The sequence below is a fragment of the Bacillus sp. N6 genome (genome assembly GCF_052805735.1).
This window is the reverse complement of record NZ_CM127843.1, coordinates 1,359,692-1,375,692: the sequence shown is the minus strand read 5'-3', so window position 1 is coordinate 1,375,692 and position 16,001 is coordinate 1,359,692. Positions and strand designations below refer to the sequence as shown.

Below are 16,001 nucleotides of genomic sequence, written 5' to 3'. Positions count from 1 at the left end.
TTTTCATCAAAAAATTGCGTTTCATTTTGAATTTGTTACTTCTTCTTCAAGCGACCTCATTACTCTTGCTCGCTTCGTAAATGTTGCAACCTGAGTAACACCGTGCGCTCGTAATGTTTGTACATTCTCTTGTACATAGTTCCCTAAATCATTTGGATAATGGGCATCCGAAGAAATCGTAATTGGAACACCATACTTAGCTAATACTTGTAAATATAGTGGACTTGGGCACATTTCACGAACAGGATAACGATAGTACAATCCTGCATTTATTTCTGTTGCCGTATTCGTTTCTACTAACGCACAGGCAATTTCCTCATAATAAGAAAGCTGTTCATTCTCATCCAATCGATAATTAAATACCTTTATATTATCTAGATGAGCGATAATATCAAATAACTCGGTACGAATCGCACTCTCAACTGTTTTAAAAAACGTATCGTATAATGCGCGTAGGTCATGCACCTCAAAATATTCTTTCGTATCTGGATTATCAAATCCCCAGCCATTTAGAAAATGAACGGAGCCAATTATATAATCAAAGTCTCCTAGCGCTAATAATTCTTTTAACTCTCCTTCACAACCAATAAAATAATCCGCTTCAATTCCAAGTTTAAGTGTGACACCTCTTTTACTCCATCGTTCTTTCGCCTCTTCAATTGCCTTTGTAAAATCATACAGTGAAACTACCCTTACTTGATCTAACCATTCTTTCTGTATACGACCGAGCTTAGAATCACTAATATCTACATATTTTTCATAATATCCTTTCGCTTCATGAAAACGATATAGATGATCAACAATTCCCACTTCTTTTATTCCTTTTCGCACAGCTTCTTCTAAATATAGATCTATCCATTCTGTTGTAAATGGCCCTTCCTTCACACGTTTTTGCAAACGCTCTTGTGTTTTCATAAGCCAATCCATAGAATGCCTTTCTTGAAGCGGTTCATAACATTCCAACGCTTCATTTATTTTAGCAAGCCATCCTATTGAATACGGTCCTTCTTCTAAGTGAAGATGATAATCTACTTTCATATACATTCCCCCTTATAATGTATCTATTTCCCTTCTATCCCCAACTCTCGAAAGCTTTCCATTTCGTTCTTTCACCTCTCGCATGACATCTTCCAATGCGATATTTTTTTCAGCTAATAAAACGAAACAGTGATAAAATACATCAACCATTTCTTTCACTACTTCTTCTTTATCATTATTTTTACATGCGATAATTACTTCAGCACACTCTTCACCAATTTTCTTTAAAATTTTATCTTCTCCTTTTGAAAATAAATAATTTGTATACGATTCAGGAAGTGGGCTTTCCTTTCGTTCTTCAATTGTTTTATACAGCAACTTAAAGGCATTTTCCATATGTATCCCCCTATATAATTTGATAGTGAAAACATGTCTTCTCCCCCGTATGACAAGCAGGTCCTACTTGTTTCACATTCACAACAATTGAATCTTGATCACAATCTAAGTATAGAGATTGCACATATTGAACATTCCCTGATGTTTCTCCCTTATTCCATAACGACTGCCTCGAACGAGAGTAAAACCATGTTCTTTTCGTCTCTAACGTTTTTTCATATGCTTCTTCATTCATATAAGCTAGCATTAAAACTTCTTTCGTACCTTCTTCGATGACAATTGCCGGTATTAATCCTTTTGAAAAATTAGGTTTCATAACCGCACCTCAACATTTGCATCTCTTAATTTTCGCTTTACACTCTGCACTGTCGCCTCACCATAATGAAAGATGGATGCCGCTAATGCTGCATCAACTGTTGTCTTTTGAAAAACTTCTATAATGTGATCCGTATGACCACAGCCTCCTGATGCGATGACTGGAATGGAAACACTTTTTGAAATTTCTTCTGTTAAACGAAGATCATATCCACTTTTCGTTCCATCTGCATCCATACTCGTTAACAAAATTTCACCCGCCCCGAGCTTAACAACACGCTTCGCCCATTCTATGGCATCCATTCCTGTGTCAACTCTTCCGCCGTTGACGTATACGTTCCATTTATCTTCTGCTACTTTTCTAGCGTCAATTGCCACGACAATACATTGTGATCCAAAGTGTTCTGCACCCTCTTCGATTAGCTTCGGATTTCGCACTGCCGCTGAGTTTATTGAAACTTTGTCTGCTCCAGCTCTTAGTAAATTGTACATATCTTTCACACTTGAAATCCCCCCGCCAACCGTAAGAGGAATAAATACTTTAGCTGCTGTTTTTTCTACAACATCTATAATCGTTTTTCTTCCTTCATGAGTCGCTGTAATATCTAAAAATACGATTTCATCTGCCCCTGCCACGTTATATGCTTCAGCTATTTCAACCGGATCACCGACATCTTGTAATCCTATAAAATTTACACCCTTTACGACTCGCCCTTCTTTCACATCTAGACATGGAATAATTCGTTTCGCTAACATAACTTCGTTACCTGTAACACTTCTTCTAAATCAATCGTTTTCTCGTAAAGCGCCTTTCCAATTATGACACCATATATATTCATATCATTTAACTTTTTCACATCTTGAATAGATGCCACTCCTCCAGAGGCAATGAGACGAATGCCCACACTTTTTTGAAGTAACGCCAATTGTTCAAAATTTGGCCCTGCAAGCGTCCCGTCTTTCGAAATGTCTGTAAACACAATCGTTTGAACATCTAAACTTTCCATTTGTTTCGCTAAACTAATATAAGAAATTTCAGACAGATCAAGCCAACCTCTCGTTGCTACGAAGCCATTTTTCGCATCAATTCCAACAATGATTTTCTCTTTATATAGACGAACTGCTTCCTCTAAAAATGACTTATCATAAAGAGCTGCTGTTCCTAAAATCACTTTTTCTACACCTACTGACAATAACTTCTCCACCGCTACAAGTGAACGAATTCCTCCTCCCACTTGCACAGGAATACGTACCGCCTTACAGATTTTTTCAATGACGGGCAAATTTAACGACTCGCCAGCAATTGCACCGTCTAAATCAACAATGTGTAGTATTTCCGCTCCAAGCTTTTCAAATATGATTGCCTGCGCTACCGGATCTTCATTCATCACCGTTTCTTTACTAAACTCTCCTTGATAAAGTCTAACGCATCGTCCTTCTTTTAAATCGATAGCTGGGAAGATTTCCATGCTTCTACCACCCCTTGAAAATTTTTTAATATTTGCATGCCAATTTCACCACTTTTTTCTGGATGAAACTGTGCACCAAATACATTTCCTTTCGCTACAAACCCTGGTACTTGCATTCCATAATCACTTACTCCGCATACAATTTCATCTGGACAATCCGCGTAATATGAGTGAACATAATAAACGAAAGAACCATCCACTAATCCATTCCAAAGCGGAAATTCTCTTTCCTTCCTTAATTCATTCCATCCCATATGAGGAATTTTATACGAAACTTTTAACTTACGAATTTCCCCTGGTAGTAAACCTAACCCGCTACAATCTTTTAGTTCCTCACTTCGTTCAAATAAAAGCTGCATGCCCAAACATATACCGAGGAGAGGTTTTCCTATATCACAAACCTCTTTTAGTACACACACTAAATCTCTTTCTTCTAATACGTCCATCGCTTTCGGAAATGCACCTACTCCCGGTAAAATCACGCCATCGCTTCTCAATATCTCTTCTTTATCACTCGTTACAATGTACTCTGCCCCAATATATTTTAACGCTTGCTCTACACTGCGAATATTCCCCATTCCATAATCTATAATGGCAATCAATTACAACATCCCTTTCGTTGAATTTACACCAGTAATGTTGGCATTTTTTTCGACCGCTTCTCTAAGCGCTCTACCAAAAGCTTTAAATACTGCTTCAATTTTGTGATGCGTATTACTTCCGTATAGAACGCGCGCATGTAATGTAATATTGGCAGCATGTGCAACTGCTCTAAAAAATTCTTCCGTCAATTCTGTATCAAAATCCCCAAGCTTCGGATTTGTTAATTCCCCTTGAAATACACAATATGAGCGTCCACTTATATCAATTGCGACAAATCCTAAAGATTCATCCATCGGTACGTACGCTGAACCGTAACGATTAATTCCCTCTTTGTTTTGCAATGCTTCTTTCAAGCAATTTCCGAGTACAATTCCAACATCTTCAACGGTGTGATGTGCATCGACAAATGCATCCCCTTCTGCTTCAACTTGCAATCCAAATCTTCCATGTCTAGCAAATAAAGTAAGCATATGATCGAAAAAACCAACCCCTGTTTGAATAGATACATTTGTACTTTCATCAAGCTGCAAATTTAATTTAATTTTTGTTTCTGTCGTCTCACGTACTTGACTGGACTGACGCATTATTTTTCCTCCTCAAACCTTATTTGGATTGCTCTCGCATGTGCATGTAACCCTTCTTTATTTGCAAGCTCTACAATGTGATGCTGTACATTTTTTAATGCTTCCTCCGTATAAGAAATAAAACTTGATTTTTTCACGAAATCATCGACTGATAACGGAGAAAAAAATCTTGCCGTTCCGCTCGTTGGTAATACATGATTCGGTCCCGCTAAATAATCCCCGAGCGGTTCAGGTGCATATGACCCAAGGAAAATAGAACCTGCATGTTTCACATAATCTAGAGCATTCATCGGTTCTTTTATATGTAACTCTAAATGTTCTGGAGCAATTTCATTTGATAACTTTAGTGCCTCCTCTAAAGAAGGAACGATAAAGATGGCTCCATTTCTATTTATTGATTCACGTGCAATTTCACTTCTTGGTAACATTTCTAACTGTCTTTCTATCTCGTTTTCTACTTCTTTAGCTAGTTCCATATTCGTTGTAATACAAATCGCCGTTGCTCTCTCATCATGCTCTGCTTGCGATAATAAATCCGCTGCGATATATTTTGCATTACCTGTTTCATCCGCGACAACTACAATTTCTGATGGACCAGCAATCATATCGATATTTACTATTCCGTATACTTCTCGCTTCGCTAGAGCGACATACAAATTTCCCGGTCCAACTATTTTATCCACTTTCGGAATCGATTCCGTCCCGTATGCTAAAGCAGCAATTGCTTGCGCGCCACCTATCGTATAAATTTCATCTACTCCCGCAAGATTTGCAGCAACTAATATATGCGGATCAATTCCTCCTTTCCTCGGCGGTGTTACCATTACAATCTTTTTCACACCTGCGAGTTTCGCCGGCAATACATTCATTAATACTGAAGAAGGATATGAGGCTGTCCCACCCGGTACATATACACCTACATTTTCTAACGGCCGAATGAGTTGCCCTCTAATTATGCCTTTACTTTCACAATCGAATATTGAGTGCTTCTTTTGCTTTTCGTGATACGAAACAATGTTTTTCTTCGCCTCTTTTAAAGCTTCTAAAAATGAATTCTCTACAAACATACTCGCTTGCTGTATTTCTTCTTCACTTACACGAAAATCTTTCATCTCTACATCATCAAACTTTTTTGTATAGAAAGATAAAGCTTCATCTTTCCCTTCCCTTACATTTCTAATGATTTCTCTTACACTTCTTTGAACAGTTTCTTCTATTATATTAGCGTTTTCTCTTAGCACTTTTACTTTAGATAATGCCTCCTTAAAGTCTTCATAAATGACTTTCATTTTAAGTCCTCCTATTTCCCTGATAAGATTTCTTGCTCCATCATATTTATAATACTGAATATTTCGTCTTTTTTAGTTTTTAAGGCTGCCTTATTTACAATCATCCGAGCCGATATAGAGTGCATTTCCTCAAATACAATAAGTCCATTCTCTTGTAATGTTTTTCCTGTTTCAACAATATCTACAATCGCATCTGCCAATCCAAGAAGAGGAGCGATTTCTACAGAACCTTCTATTTTAATAATTTCTACATCCTCTCCCTTATCATGAAAATAAGTAGAAGTAATATGCGGGTATTTCGTAGCAATTCTTTTCTTCCGGTAACTCTTCGGATTATACGTAGGAATAGAAGCAACACAAAACTTACAAATCCCCACTCCTAAATCCAGCATTTCATAAATATCTTTCTCGTTTTCCATTAAAATATCTTTTCCAACGATCCCAATATCAGCTACCCCATGTTCTACATAAGTAGCAACATCAACCGCTTTTACTAAAATAAATGAAACATTTGTATTTTTACTTTGAAATACAAGCTTCCGACCTTTATTTTTGAGATCGGAACAATCAATTCCAATCTGCTCAAAAAGTGGAATGACATGTTTTTCTAACCTTCCTTTCGTTAACGCAATTTGAATGTTACGCATGAAGCCTCTCCTTCTTTCTGGACTACCCATTTCTCATTCCATACATATTCCACTAAATATTCATTCTTTGCCTCAACGACCGTTCCTATTTTATTTTTTCTTGCAAATTGAAAGGTATCGCTTAAATTAGAGAATAGAGATAACCAAGCATTTTTCCCATCCTTTCGAAGTAAATTTCGTAACCTTTCTGCTTCCGCTAATCTATTTAACTCATAATGAATCACAATATCAATTTGATTTCGTTCATATGGTTCTTGCTGCTCTTGCAGCGCCTTCACAATTTGATTTACTTGTACCGCGAGTCCAACAGCTGGCAGCATTTCTCCAAAATTCCCAATTAGCTCATCGTATCTTCCGCCACTAACGATTTCTTCTCCAATTTCATATATATATCCTTTGAAAATAACACCCGTATAGTAATCTAAGTGTTGAATCATGCCCAAATCAATTGATATGTAAGAACCATATCCTAACGTTTCAATTGTTTCATACATTTCTTTTACTCTTGCAATTGCCATTTTCATTTCATTACTTGAAGCAAGCTTTTCTGCCTCCTCAATAACTTCTAAATTTCCAAATAGCCTTGGTAATTTCTCAAGTAATCTTACTGTCTCATCGCATCGATCTAATTTCTTTTCTCCGATAAAATTTGAGAGGGCAGCATAATTTTTACTTTCTATATACGTTCTAAGTACCCTTTCTTCTTCATCATGGATGGAGAGCTTTTTTACAATACATTTATATAACTGTACTTGCCCAATCTCAATTGTAAAAGATTGCACCTTCAACTTTTGAAGTGCTTGAATGACACTTATTACACATTCAATTTCAGCTCTTACATTATCAATCCCGATAACTTCAATACCACTTTGTACGATTTCATTATATTTTCCAGAATGGGATTCATTCGCTCGAAATACATTCCCGCTATACGTCACTTTAAGTGGCGTATCCCATCTCTGTGTTCCAATCACTCTTGCTAAAGGAATTGTCATATCTGGACGTAAAACGATAATCCTTCCCTTTTCATCAAAAAATTTATACATCTTCTCTTCATCTATCGGTCTATTTTGAAATGCAAAAACATCATAAAATTCAATTGTAGGTGTTCTTATTTCCTCATAACCTCTCTCTAAAAAAGTAAGCCTTAATTTTTGCTCCACTTCTTCAATTAACGTACATTCTTCGAATAAATAATCTCTCGTTCCATTCGGGTTCGCCCGTTTCCATTTTGTCATCTAAATTTTCACACCTTTCCCCTTCTAATGTATGCCTATTTCATTCACCTAAGCCGAAAATAAAAAGAGCCTTGTAGACAAAATACCTACAAGGCTCTTCAGTAGAGTGTAGGTACAACGGGAATAACCCTTGTACCTACACGTTTTCACGCTAGGTTCAAGGGTTTCATGTATGATGATGTAGTTGTGTAAGCATTGTAATAGATTTTATTGTATTCATAATACTTACTCCCTTTCTCCTCTGATTTTCACATAGTATATAACAGTTAATTTTGAATGTAAATACATTTTTAATATTCCGTCACTTTTTTTAATGTAAAGCCACTTTTCTTTCATACTCTTTTATTTCTTGTTCATATTGCATTGTAATACTAATTTCATCTAAACCATTCAATAACTTCTCTTTCCACATTTTCTCGATTGTAAAATGGAATCTGTGCATATTCGTTATAATTATTTCATTTTCTAAATCAACTGTGATTTGTTCCCTCGCATCTGTTTTTGCAAGTTGTTCACGCATATCTTTGTCCATTACAATCGGTAACATGCCATTCTTCATACAATTCATATAAAAGATATCGGCAAATCCTCCAGCGATAATAACGCGGAAACCATAATCAGCAAGCGCCCATGGAGCATGTTCTCTAGACGAGCCACATCCAAAATTATCACCTGTAATTAATATGCTGGCTCCTTTTCTTTCTTGCGCATTAAGCGGGAAATTAGGGTTTTCTTGGCGATTATTATCATATCGCCACTCATCAAATAAAAACTTCCCAAACCCAGTTCTTTCAATTCTCTTTAAATATTGCTTCGGAATAATTTGATCTGTATCAATGTTATCATTCATCAGTACTGCGGCAGTACCTTTATGAATACGAAATGGCTCCATCATAACTCTCCTTTCTAATATCAACAAAATGACCATGTAACGCAGCCGCTGCCGCCATTGCCGGGCTAACTAAATGCGTTCGTGCTCCCTTTCCTTGTCTTCCTTCAAAATTGCGATTTGACGTAGAGGCACAATGTTCTCCTTCAGGCACTTGATCTGGATTCATACCTAGACACATTGAGCATCCGGGCTCTCTCCATTCAAATCCAGCTTCTTCAAATATGCGATGTAATCCTTTATGCATCGCTGCTTCTCTTACCCTTTGAGATCCAGGTACAACAAGTGCTCGCACACCTTCTTTTACTTTTTTACCTTTCACGACAGATGCAGCAATTTCTAAATCAGAAAGCCTAGAATTCGTACAAGATCCAATGAAAACATGTTGAACTGGAATGTCATACGTACTTTGTCCGGGACTCAACCCCATATAAGAAAACGCTCTTTCGTCATTTGCATCATGCTTTTCTGGCAATTTCTCATCAATCCGAACACCCATACTAGGATTTGTTCCCCACGTAACGTACGGCGCTAAATCCGTAACATCTACTAGAATATGTAAATCATAAGTTGCATCTAAATCTGTATAAAGTTCTGACCATTTTTCCTTAATAGATTCATAGTCTTTCGGCGCATATTTACGCCCTTTTACGTAAGCAACCGTTTTTTCATCTGGTGCAATAATGCCAGCCTTTGCTCCCCCTTCAATTGCCATATTGCAAAGCGTCATCCTCTCTTCCATATCCATAGCATGAATGGCCTCTCCGTAAAACTCCATTACGTAACCTGTTCCAACTGCTACTCCGTACTTTGAAAGAAGGTGTAAAATAATATCTTTCGCATAAACACCTTGCGGTAACTTTCCTTTTAACTCAATGCCCATCGCTTTCGGCTTTCGTTGCCATAACGTTTGCGTTGCCAATACATGTTCCACTTCACTCGTACCAATACCAAACGCTAGTGCGCCAAAAGCACCGTGTGTTGCTGTATGACTATCACCACAAACAATCGTTTTTCCTGGCTGTGTGAGTCCAAGTTCTGGTCCTATAACATGAACGATCCCTTGCTCTTCATCTCCGATATCCGCTAATGGCACCTGAAATTGTTTACAGTTTTCCCGAAGTGTATCTAGTTGCTGCTTCGCAATGCGGTCGGTAATATTCCAAACATCTTTCGTTGGAATATTATGATCCATCGTTGCAAATGTTAAATCTGGTCTGCGGACTGTTCGATGTGTAAGCCGCAAGCCTTCAAAGGCTTGCGGTGACGTTACTTCATGAACAAGATGTAGATCAATATATAATAAATCCAATCCATTTTCATTTGTCGCAACTACATGTCTTTCCCAAAGCTTATCTAGTAACCTTTTCCCCATTATCTTCCTCTCCCTACTAACGCTTGCTCTTCCATTTCTTGAATAACTGCCTTTGTAAATGAAGTTGTCGTTTCAGTCCCCCTGATATCTGCTGTACATTTTCCAGATTTAAGGACTGCAGAAACTGCTTCTTCAATTGCACATCCTTCTCTCGTTAATCCGAACGATTGCCCAAGCATCATTGCAACAGAACGCATCATCGCAATTGGATTCGCCTTATTTTTCCCCGCAATATCCGGTGCTGATCCGTGAATAGGCTCGTATAATGAAGGCCCCTTTTCAGCGTGACTTGCTGATGGAAGCATTCCTAATGATCCAGCTAATACTGAAGCCTCATCACTTAAAATATCACCAAATAAATTTTCCGTTACAATAACGTCAAATCTTCCTGGATTCCGAATTAATTCCATAGCCGCTGCATCTACTAAAATGTGTTCTACTTCCACATTTGGGTAGCGAAGTGCTACTTCTTCTGTCACATTTCTCCATAGTTTACTAGACTCTAAAACATTCGCTTTATCAATAGATGTTACTTTTTTCTTCCGCTTATTTGCTAATTGAAAGGCATACGAAACGATACGTTCAATTTCATGTCGATGATACGTAAGTGTATCTGTCGCCACTTCTTCCGTTCGCTCTTTCGGATAAGAAAAATAAATTCCGCCTGTTAATTCACGAACGACAACGAAATCAATTTCATCAGCATTTTTTAATGGTGATAAATGTGCAGTTGCACTTTCTACCGTTACAGGGCGAACATTCGCAAATACACCGAGTCCTTTTCTTAATGCTAATAATCCTTTCTCAGGCCTTTCTTTCGCACTATCCCACCTTGGTCCACCTACTGCTCCAAGTAAAACCGCATCACTCGCTAAACAGGCGGCAAGTGTTCGCTGCGGTAATGGTTGCCCAGTTAAATCGATAGCAACACCACCAAAGTACTCATCTTGCAAATGAAAATGATGTCCATATAGCCTTTCTACCATATGCAATACTTCCTTCGCACTTTCCATAACTTCTGGACCAACACCATCACCAGCTAAACAAACGATACGTTTTTCCATTTTTAACACTCCTTTTAACTGAATTTTCAGAACCTTGATTTGATAGGTGAGGAAAGCTTCTCTCACCTATCAAATATTTATTTCACAAGCGCTATAAGAGATTTTAATTTCCCTGCTGCATGGACATAAGCTCTCGCCGACGCTTCCAATACGTCTTGCGCAACTCCGAAACCTGATATTTGGTGACTACCTTCTTTTAATTCAACATGAACGTGAGCAAGTGCATCTTGACCTTGTGTAATAGATTGTATGCGATAATCTGCCAATTCACATTCTAATCCTAAAATTCTTTGAATCGCATTGTATATCGCTTCAATACTACCAGAACCAGTGGCTGCATCTTCATATACATTTCCTTCCTCATCCTTCAGCACAACTGTTGCGCATTGTGTACTATTTGATACGAAATGCACTTGTAATTGCGTAATGTTATATTGCTGGGCTGCAAATGCTGCTTCACCAAGCATAATTGCGCGTAAATCTTCCTCAGTAATTTCCTTTTTACGATCCGCCAATTTTTTAAATGCTTCGAATGCCGCATCTCGCTCTTCATTTGTAAATTCATAACCAAGCTCTTTCATTTTTTCCGTAAACGCATGACGGCCAGAATGTTTCCCAAGTACAAAGAGATTTTGAGATTCTCCTATAAGCGCTGGTTCGATAATTTCATAAGTTGTTACTTCTTTTAGAACCCCATCTTGGTGGATGCCTGATTCATGAGCAAATGCATTCGCTCCAACGATTGCTTTATTTTTCGGTACAACCATACCCGTTAACCTGCTTACTAATGTACTCGTTGCCTTAATCTCTTTTAAAGTCATCGAAGGTTCTGCTTTATAAAAATCTTTTCTAATATGAAGAGCAACCGCAACTTCTTCTAACGCTGCATTCCCTGCTCTTTCTCCAATGCCATTAATCGTTCCTTCTACTTGCAATGCTCCGCCTTCAACCGCAGCTAACGAATTTGCTACTGCCATACCAAGATCGTCGTGACAATGACAAGAAAAAATCGCTTTTTCATATGATGGAACGGATTCTTGTAAGTATTTAAAAAGAGAATAATATTCTTCCGGATTCGTATATCCAACTGTATCCGGAATATTAATTACATTCGCTCCTGCGCGAATCGCAGTTTCTACTGCTTCAGCTAAAAATGCTCTCGATGTTCTTGTCGCATCTTCTGCAGAAAATTGTACTGTCGGAAATAATGATTTTCCAAGCGTAACCGAACGATGAATACTATTTAACACATCTTCTTTTGACATACAAAGTTTATATTTCATATGAATATCACTCGTAGCTAGAAATACGTGTAGACGAGGAGATACAGCACCTTTCACAGCTTCATATGCTCTTCGAATGTCACTTTCTTTCGCTCTAGCTAAACTCATAACCGTAGCATTTTGAATTGTATTCGCGATGCGTTTTACCGATTGGAAGTCACCTTCGGAAGCTGCCGCGAATCCAGCTTCCATTACATGAATACCAAGCCTCTCTAATTGTCTAGCAATTTGTAACTTCTCTTGTTCATTTAAATTTACTCCTGGTGATTGTTCGCCATCACGAAGCGTTGTATCCATGAACAAAATCTGCTTCATATTATTTAATCCCTACCTTTACTCGCGGCTGTACGAATGGCATCATTTCACGTAATTTACGTCCTACTACTTCAATTTCATGTTCATTCTCTTTTTCATTTGTCGCGTGGAAATTTGGTCTTCCTGCTTTATGCTCTGCAATCCAGCCTCTTGCAAATGTACCATCTTGAATTTCTGCTAATACTGCCCCCATCGCTTTCTTCGTATCTTCAGTAACAACGCGTGGTCCTGATACGAAGTCTCCCCACTGCGCTGTATCTGAAACTGAATATCTCATATTTTCAAGTCCACCTTCATACATAAGGTCAACGATTAGCTTCAGTTCATGTAAACATTCAAAATATGCAAGTTCAGGCTGGTATCCCGCATCAACTAACGTTTCAAATCCTGCTTTTACAAGTGCAGTTACTCCGCCGCAGAGTACAGCTTGCTCTCCAAATAAATCTGTTTCTGTTTCTTCTTTAAACGTCGTTTCTAATACACCAGCTCTCGTTGCTCCAATTCCGTCAGCATAAGAAAGTGCTTTTTCAGTCGCAACTCCTGTTGCATCTTGATATACTGCAAATAATGCAGGAACAGCCCCTCCCTCGGCGAACGTACGGCGTACGAGATGCCCCGGTCCTTTTGGCGCTACTAGAAATACATCTACATTAGCTGGTGGTTTTACTTGATCAAAGTGAACATTAAATCCATGTGCGAACACGAGAGAGTTTCCAGCCTGTAAATTTGGTGCAATTTCAGCTTCATATACTTCTGGTTGTAATTCATCAGGTAATAGAATCATTACTACATCAGCTTTTTCCGCTGCTTCTGCTACTGTATATACAGAAAACCCATCTTCATTCGCTTTATCCCAAGACTTACCTTTTCTTAAACCTACTACTACATCAAATCCGTTATCACGTAAATTTTGCGCATGTGCATGACCTTGCGAGCCATATCCGATGATTGCTACTTTCTTTTCCTTTAATACATTTACTGTTACATCTTTCTCATAATAAACTTTTGCCATTTTCATTTCCCCCTATATTTAAATGATTATTGAATTAACATAACTTGCTTATCTTGTTTTTTCATACTACGTGTAAATGCTGTTACACCTGTTCTAGCAATTTCTTTTAAACCGTATGGACGAAGTAATTCAATTAACGCTTCTACTTTATCTTGCGTACCTGTTACTTGCACAACTATGGAATCCTTCCCAACATCTATTACAGCGGCTCGAAATGGTTCAATTAAACTATATAATTCTGCCCTCGCTACAGAAGTTGCTACTTTAATAAGAGCAAGCTCTCTAGCAATCATTGCTTTTTCTGTAATATCTGATACTTTCAGAACATCGATTTGCTTATGAAGTTGTTTAATTAACTGCTCAACTTGCTGTTCACTTTCAACGTGTACAACAATCGTCATTCGCGATATATCTGATGATTCTGTATGACCTACTGAAATACTTTCAATATTAAAATGTCTTCGTGTCATAACCCCTGTAATTCTGTTTAACACACCACTTTGATTTCGAACTGTCGCTGTAACAATTCTCTTCACCCTTTTTCCACTCCCTCCATTTGGTGAACACCTTTTCCTGGTGCAACCATCGGCATAACCTTCTCTGATTGAAGTACACGACAATCGATTACGACTGGCTCTTGTAATTTGATCGCATGCTGGATTTGCTTCTTTGCAAGAAGTGGATCGTCAATACGAACACCTTTTATACCATACGCATTCGCAAGAGCGACGAAATCTGGTTGGCATGGCAATAAAGAATGTGAATATCTTTGATTGTAAAATTCATCTTGCCATTGTCTTACCATTCCTAAAGCTTCATTATTTAAAATAAATACTTTAACGGGTAAAGCGTGTTCTTTTAATACACTTAATTCTTGCAGAGTCATTTGAAACCCAGCATCACCAACAATTGCAATAACTAGTTCATCTCGCTTTGCAATTTGCGCACCGATTGCTGCTGGAAATCCGAACCCCATCGTTCCTAATCCGCCAGAAGTTACCCATTTATCTGGATTTTTCAACGGATAGTATTGTGCTGCCCACATTTGATGTTGCCCAACGTCTGTTGTTACAATCGCTTCTCCTTTCGTGATTTCATATAGCATATCAATCGCGTATTGAGGTTTAATACTTTCAGAATTTCGTTTATAAGAGAATGGATACTTTTCTTTTCTACTCTTTAATAAAGAGAGCCATTCATGATGATTTTCTTTCTTTCCTTCTGATTGAAGCAATACTTCTAACGCCTGCTTAGCACTTGCAACAATAGGAATCTCTGTTGGCACATTTTTCCCGATTTCTGCTGGATCAATATCGATATGTGCAACAGTCGCCCCTTTAGCAAAAAAAGCTAAATTCCCAGTAAGACGATCGTCAAATCTCGCACCTATATTAATGAGTAAGTCGCATTCATATAACGCCATATTGGCTGTGTAAGAACCGTGCATTCCCCCCATCCCTAGAAATAGCCCATCATCTGGCGGAAAACCACCAAGTCCAAGTAACGTATGCACAACAGGGATTTCATATTTACGGGCAAAACTTGTCAATTCTTTCGAAGCTTTCGCATGCAGTATACCTGCTCCAGCTAAAATTAACGGTTTTTTTGCGGTTTCAATTGCTTGTAGTAATTTGTTTATTTGAAGTAGATTCGGTTCATAATTAGGGTTATATCCTGGTAAATCCATTTGTACATTGCTACATCGCTCACCTTTCTCGACTACCATATCTTTCGGAAGGTCAATAACGACTGGTCCTGGTCTTCCTGTTTTAGCAATATGAAATGCTTCTTTAATAATTCGAGGTAAATCTGAGGCCTTTCGCACTTGATAGTTATGTTTTGTCACTGGCATCGTAAGTCCCATAATATCCGCCTCTTGAAAAGCATCGCTCCCAATTAACGTTGTTGCTACTTGGCCTGTAAATACAACAAGTGGCAATGAATCAATCATCGCATCCGCTAGACCCGTAATTACATTTGTAGCACCTGGTCCACTTGTTGCAATTACAACCCCTGGGTTCCCTGTAATTCTGGCATACCCTTCAGCAGCGTGAATTGCCCCTTGCTCATGCCTTGTTAAAATATGCGGAATTTCACAATCATACAGTGCATCATAGAGAGGTAAAACGGCACCACCCGGATAACCGAAAATCACTTTTACGCCTTCCTTTTCTAGCGCTTCTAACAATAGCTGTGCACCAGTTGCCAGTTTCTCTTCCGTTTTTGAAGACATTGTTCTTATAAGCCCCCTTTTTTAAACTTTTATACAATAAAAAAATCCTACGTCCACACTCCAGCTATGTGCTGAAGGGACGAAAGATTTCGCGGTACCACCCTTCTTTGCAAGAATACTCTTGCCTCAGTGATCCATAAATGGATCTAGCTAATAACGGAGCTACCGTCTAAGCCTAGACAAATGCTTTAGCTTAGCACTCAAGGGCGATGTTCGTCGACGTGAACCATCGGTTTTCAGCAACCACCGACTCTCTGTGAGGCTTCACAATCAACTACTCCTCCCTATCAACGCTTTCTTATGTTAAAAAA

The 16,001-nt window shown here is 38.3% G+C and carries 17 protein-coding genes and 1 other annotated feature; all 17 genes read right to left on the bottom strand.

Translation table 11 applies throughout. From position 1 onward, the window contains the following. Nucleotides 1-21: 21 nt before the first annotated feature. Nucleotides 22-1,038, bottom strand: a complete 1,017-nt coding sequence (locus ACUXVC_RS07170; protein ID WP_098975739.1) for a histidinol phosphate phosphatase domain-containing protein — start codon at nucleotides 1,036-1,038, stop codon at nucleotides 22-24. Nucleotides 1,039-1,050: 12 nt separating this feature from the next. Further along, nucleotides 1,051-1,374: a phosphoribosyl-ATP diphosphatase gene (gene hisE / locus ACUXVC_RS07165; protein ID WP_000426355.1), complete on the bottom strand. Its 324-nt coding sequence runs from the start codon at nucleotides 1,372-1,374 to the stop codon at nucleotides 1,051-1,053. Nucleotides 1,375-1,384: 10 nt separating this feature from the next. Next, a complete protein-coding gene (hisI, locus tag ACUXVC_RS07160; RefSeq protein ID WP_000803964.1) occupies nucleotides 1,385-1,690 on the bottom strand; it encodes a phosphoribosyl-AMP cyclohydrolase in 306 nt (101 codons plus the stop codon). Beyond that, complete coding sequence (gene hisF, locus ACUXVC_RS07155; RefSeq protein ID WP_023521478.1) at nucleotides 1,687-2,445, bottom strand: imidazoleglycerol phosphate synthase cyclase subunit; 759 nt, start codon at nucleotides 2,443-2,445, stop codon at nucleotides 1,687-1,689. Before hisF ends, hisI begins: the two co-directional genes overlap by 4 nt. Then, the gene (hisA, locus tag ACUXVC_RS07150; protein ID WP_000402295.1) at nucleotides 2,439-3,158 is read right to left on the bottom strand and encodes a 1-(5-phosphoribosyl)-5-[(5-phosphoribosylamino)methylideneamino]imidazole-4-carboxamide isomerase; all 720 of its coding nucleotides are present in this window, start codon (nucleotides 3,156-3,158) and stop codon (nucleotides 2,439-2,441) included. The genes hisF and hisA overlap by 7 nt, the downstream gene beginning before the upstream one ends. Continuing rightward, nucleotides 3,131-3,760: an imidazole glycerol phosphate synthase subunit HisH gene (hisH, locus tag ACUXVC_RS07145; RefSeq protein WP_053564913.1), complete on the bottom strand. Its 630-nt coding sequence runs from the start codon at nucleotides 3,758-3,760 to the stop codon at nucleotides 3,131-3,133. The genes hisA and hisH overlap by 28 nt, the downstream gene beginning before the upstream one ends. Beyond that, nucleotides 3,761-4,345 (bottom strand): imidazoleglycerol-phosphate dehydratase HisB, encoded by a 585-nt coding sequence (hisB, locus tag ACUXVC_RS07140; RefSeq protein ID WP_053564914.1) that lies wholly within the window; start codon nucleotides 4,343-4,345, stop codon nucleotides 3,761-3,763. Then, entirely contained in the window at nucleotides 4,345-5,634 is a 1,290-nt protein-coding gene (gene hisD, locus ACUXVC_RS07135) for a histidinol dehydrogenase (RefSeq protein ID WP_144465509.1), read from the bottom strand. The genes hisB and hisD overlap by 1 nt, the downstream gene beginning before the upstream one ends. A gap of 11 nt (nucleotides 5,635-5,645) precedes the next feature. Further along, the gene (hisG, locus tag ACUXVC_RS07130) at nucleotides 5,646-6,281 is read right to left on the bottom strand and encodes an ATP phosphoribosyltransferase (RefSeq protein ID WP_029441809.1); all 636 of its coding nucleotides are present in this window, start codon (nucleotides 6,279-6,281) and stop codon (nucleotides 5,646-5,648) included. Then, nucleotides 6,257-7,519 (bottom strand): ATP phosphoribosyltransferase regulatory subunit, encoded by a 1,263-nt coding sequence (locus ACUXVC_RS07125; protein WP_000170292.1) that lies wholly within the window; start codon nucleotides 7,517-7,519, stop codon nucleotides 6,257-6,259. The genes hisG and ACUXVC_RS07125 overlap by 25 nt, the downstream gene beginning before the upstream one ends. 310 nt (nucleotides 7,520-7,829) lie before the next feature. Continuing rightward, nucleotides 7,830-8,411, bottom strand: coding sequence for a 3-isopropylmalate dehydratase small subunit (leuD, locus tag ACUXVC_RS07120; RefSeq protein WP_000433187.1), 582 nt, complete (start codon nucleotides 8,409-8,411; stop codon nucleotides 7,830-7,832). Then, nucleotides 8,389-9,783, bottom strand: a complete 1,395-nt coding sequence (leuC, locus tag ACUXVC_RS07115; protein WP_144465510.1) for a 3-isopropylmalate dehydratase large subunit — start codon at nucleotides 9,781-9,783, stop codon at nucleotides 8,389-8,391. Before leuC ends, leuD begins: the two co-directional genes overlap by 23 nt. Then, the gene (leuB, locus tag ACUXVC_RS07110) at nucleotides 9,783-10,847 is read right to left on the bottom strand and encodes a 3-isopropylmalate dehydrogenase (RefSeq protein ID WP_144465511.1); all 1,065 of its coding nucleotides are present in this window, start codon (nucleotides 10,845-10,847) and stop codon (nucleotides 9,783-9,785) included. Before leuB ends, leuC begins: the two co-directional genes overlap by 1 nt. A 77-nt stretch (nucleotides 10,848-10,924) precedes the next feature. Then, the gene (gene leuA, locus ACUXVC_RS07105; protein ID WP_000809593.1) at nucleotides 10,925-12,445 is read right to left on the bottom strand and encodes a 2-isopropylmalate synthase; all 1,521 of its coding nucleotides are present in this window, start codon (nucleotides 12,443-12,445) and stop codon (nucleotides 10,925-10,927) included. Between the two features lies 1 nt (nucleotide 12,446). Further along, nucleotides 12,447-13,457, bottom strand: coding sequence for a ketol-acid reductoisomerase (gene ilvC, locus ACUXVC_RS07100; RefSeq protein WP_001151740.1), 1,011 nt, complete (start codon nucleotides 13,455-13,457; stop codon nucleotides 12,447-12,449). A 26-nt stretch (nucleotides 13,458-13,483) separates the two neighbouring features. Further along, entirely contained in the window at nucleotides 13,484-13,993 is a 510-nt protein-coding gene (gene ilvN, locus ACUXVC_RS07095) for an acetolactate synthase small subunit (RefSeq protein ID WP_098975734.1), read from the bottom strand. Then, nucleotides 13,990-15,690 carry an acetolactate synthase large subunit gene (ilvB, locus tag ACUXVC_RS07090; protein WP_144465512.1) on the bottom strand — a complete coding sequence of 567 codons (1,701 nt, stop codon included), beginning with the start codon at nucleotides 15,688-15,690 and terminating at the stop codon, nucleotides 13,990-13,992. Before ilvB ends, ilvN begins: the two co-directional genes overlap by 4 nt. Before the next feature lie 72 nt (nucleotides 15,691-15,762). Then, nucleotides 15,763-15,990: a binding site (T-box leader), on the bottom strand. Nucleotides 15,991-16,001: the final 11 nt, after the last annotated feature.

Coding starts and splice junctions, on each gene's coding strand:
- ilvB (WP_144465512.1), bottom strand. CDS start 15,690: ATGTCTTCAAAAACGGAAGAGAAACTGGCAACTGGTGCACAGCTATTG.
- leuA (WP_000809593.1), bottom strand. CDS start 12,445: ATGAAGCAGATTTTGTTCATGGATACAACGCTTCGTGATGGCGAACAA.
- leuB (WP_144465511.1), bottom strand. CDS start 10,847: ATGGAAAAACGTATCGTTTGTTTAGCTGGTGATGGTGTTGGTCCAGAA.
- hisF (WP_023521478.1), bottom strand. CDS start 2,445: ATGTTAGCGAAACGAATTATTCCATGTCTAGATGTGAAAGAAGGGCGA.
- hisG (WP_029441809.1), bottom strand. CDS start 6,281: ATGCGTAACATTCAAATTGCGTTAACGAAAGGAAGGTTAGAAAAACAT.
- leuC (WP_144465510.1), bottom strand. CDS start 9,783: ATGGGGAAAAGGTTACTAGATAAGCTTTGGGAAAGACATGTAGTTGCG.
- hisD (WP_144465509.1), bottom strand. CDS start 5,634: ATGAAAGTCATTTATGAAGACTTTAAGGAGGCATTATCTAAAGTAAAA.
- hisB (WP_053564914.1), bottom strand. CDS start 4,345: ATGCGTCAGTCCAGTCAAGTACGTGAGACGACAGAAACAAAAATTAAA.
- ACUXVC_RS07170 (WP_098975739.1), bottom strand. CDS start 1,038: ATGAAAGTAGATTATCATCTTCACTTAGAAGAAGGACCGTATTCAATA.
- hisA (WP_000402295.1), bottom strand. CDS start 3,158: ATGGAAATCTTCCCAGCTATCGATTTAAAAGAAGGACGATGCGTTAGA.
- hisI (WP_000803964.1), bottom strand. CDS start 1,690: ATGAAACCTAATTTTTCAAAAGGATTAATACCGGCAATTGTCATCGAA.
- hisE (WP_000426355.1), bottom strand. CDS start 1,374: ATGGAAAATGCCTTTAAGTTGCTGTATAAAACAATTGAAGAACGAAAG.
- ilvC (WP_001151740.1), bottom strand. CDS start 13,457: ATGGCAAAAGTTTATTATGAGAAAGATGTAACAGTAAATGTATTAAAG.
- leuD (WP_000433187.1), bottom strand. CDS start 8,411: ATGGAGCCATTTCGTATTCATAAAGGTACTGCCGCAGTACTGATGAAT.
- ACUXVC_RS07125 (WP_000170292.1), bottom strand. CDS start 7,519: ATGACAAAATGGAAACGGGCGAACCCGAATGGAACGAGAGATTATTTA.